Annotated in this window: 1 pseudogene; it reads right to left on the bottom strand. The window is 59.3% G+C overall.

Going from position 1 to position 420, the window contains the following annotated elements:
- Positions 1 to 341 (bottom strand): annotated as a pseudogene (locus EOA29_RS40365) (6-aminohexanoate hydrolase); the annotation flags it as partial.
- Positions 342 to 420: the final 79 nt, after the last annotated feature.

Genomic DNA, 420 nt, shown 5'->3' with positions numbered 1-420 from the left:
CGATGCAGAACCACGATTCCGTCTGTGTAGGTATCGTAGAGCGCCTCGTCGAAACGGCGCATGCGTCCGTTCGCGTCGGCAAAGGTGAGAGCGTCGATTTCCGCGGTCTTGTCGCTGCGTTCGAGCAGCGCAGGGCCACCCCGCCCACGCCACACGTTGACAGACGGCACAAGCTCGCGCATGTGCGACAGCGACCAGCGCAGCTGCGGAAAGTTGAGGAAGTCGTCGCTCTCGAAAGATATGCGCTTGTCCGCGGGGGGCGGCGCACCGCGCATCCAGCCGAGTGCATTGGGATTAGACGCGCGGCCATCGAGAAAGTGCTGTCCATTGAATTCGAGCATGTATCAATAGTCTCCTCGTTCGTTGAAAACGTATGGCAGGTAGTCCACGTGGCCCAGGTGTTCTGACAAATTGTTCTGA

The sequence above is a fragment of the Mesorhizobium sp. M1E.F.Ca.ET.063.01.1.1 genome (assembly GCF_003998155.1).
GTDB lineage: Bacteria > Pseudomonadota > Alphaproteobacteria > Rhizobiales > Rhizobiaceae > Mesorhizobium.
This window is presented reverse-complemented; position numbering and strand designations above follow the sequence as displayed.